This is a genomic window from Staphylococcus gallinarum, assembly GCF_000875895.1.
In the GTDB taxonomy this organism is placed as follows: domain Bacteria; phylum Bacillota; class Bacilli; order Staphylococcales; family Staphylococcaceae; genus Staphylococcus; species Staphylococcus gallinarum.
In genome coordinates this window covers 1-1656 of record NZ_JXCF01000005.1, presented here as the reverse complement: position 1 = coordinate 1656, position 1656 = coordinate 1, and the positions used below count along the sequence as shown (strand labels likewise).

Here is a 1656-nt window from a genome sequence, read left to right as displayed (position 1 = left end):
GGAAAGACAATCACATACTACCCGCAACCTTATGTAGAGTATTTAGATGCAGTGCAGGCGCAATTAAAACGTGATAATGCACTTGATGATACTTTTTTCGAGGTATTAAATACGCCTTTAGGAGTTAAAGCAGAAATCGTGTTTTATGTACAAGCACCAAAAAGTCAGAAACGATTAAAAAAGCTTACAAGAACAACAGCGCCAGATATTGATAACTTACTAAAAGCAGCATTAGACAGTATTTTTAAAGGTTTAGATGTTAAAGATAGTCGCATTGCGATGGTGTCTATGGGTAAATTTCAAGAAATGGATAACCCGAGAACAGAAATTATACTTAGGGGGATTGAATAATGGCTAAATCAAACTTAGATAAATTTTTAGAAATAGAGGCAATGATGGACGAGGCGGAAGGTCTAATGGAACCGTATTTAAGGTCATTAGAAGACCGTTATGAGTACATGAATGTATTGCGAAAAGAATATAGTGATTTATCGCATACAATTGGGCGTATACAACAAAGGTTAGAACAAGATACGGATGAGTTCGAAGTTGATGATGATGTAAAAGCAGTGGCCAATGGAGCGATCGAGCGTATAGATGAGCATATAGAGGTCATAGAAGAGGAAAATGGTTATGAGGATAACAATGTATCTCTGAACAGATTAAAGCTTGCTAGAGAGCAATTAGAGGGCAAAATAGATGCAGATAGTATTAGCAGCGTATGGCGTACCTTAAAGAGCCTGAGAATTAGCATAGAAGAGGTCGATGTACTCATGGAACTGGTAGAAGCTATGGGTAGTGGGAATAAGGATGTTAAACAAAGTATTATAAGTCAGATATCGCGTGTTAGAAGTGAGTATATAAGTAGTTTCGTGACGTATAGACAGGCGTTAGAACAAGGTGAAGACGTAAGACAAGAGATTGAATATATCATCGGAGACTTAGAGGATGCAGGGTTTGCGAAAGAAGCAGACGAACTAACGGATGCTAAGCCAGATATAGGTGAAGAACGAGGGAAAAGACCTAATCCTGAGCCGCTTCTTGATTTGCTCAATCCTATTAAGAGCGCAGGTTTAGAGTACTTTCAAAGTAAAAATAGACAGTCAGAATCTTATGATTTAAACGTAGCATTTGCGAAAGAAGTAGCCTATACGCGACGAGCGCTGCTAGAAAACAGAGAATATATAGGTACTAGAAACGCATTTAACCGCTTAAAATCAACCTTTCAAGAGCTATCAAGTTATATGTACGAAAGGTTTTATCAACTAGGTGGTCAACCGAAAAATTATCACGGACATGAAGATAGAAAAAGATAATATAAGCGAAAAAACGAACGCCGTATTTATATATGGCGTTTTTATTATGCCGTCAAATCAACGTTTAAGAGGAATTAATGGAGATATTATAACCATCAACCGAAGGTAGTTCGTAAATGAGAACCAATAACCACCAACAACCTAAAAAAAGCTAAATTATTAATATACCATGAATATATAAAAATATAAACATCAAGAATATAAATAAAAAGAGTGAATATGAGAAATATAGAAATAACAATCAAATAATAAAAATAATATTCAATATCAAATTAAGGGAAGGAAAGTTCGAAAGTAGAGTTCTCAAAACAGAACCGAAAAAGAACGAGCACAAAGGGTA

2 protein-coding genes are annotated in these 1656 nt (G+C 35.7%); both read left to right on the top strand.

The genetic code is table 11. The features are described 5' to 3' along the window. A partial coding sequence (locus SH09_RS03625) for a RusA family crossover junction endodeoxyribonuclease (RefSeq protein WP_042738273.1) occupies positions 1-351 on the top strand: 351 nt, incomplete at its 5' end. Then, positions 351-1316, top strand: coding sequence for a hypothetical protein (locus tag SH09_RS03620; RefSeq protein WP_042738272.1), 966 nt, complete (start codon positions 351-353; stop codon positions 1314-1316). The genes SH09_RS03625 and SH09_RS03620, both read left to right, overlap by 1 nt. Positions 1317-1656: the final 340 nt, after the last annotated feature.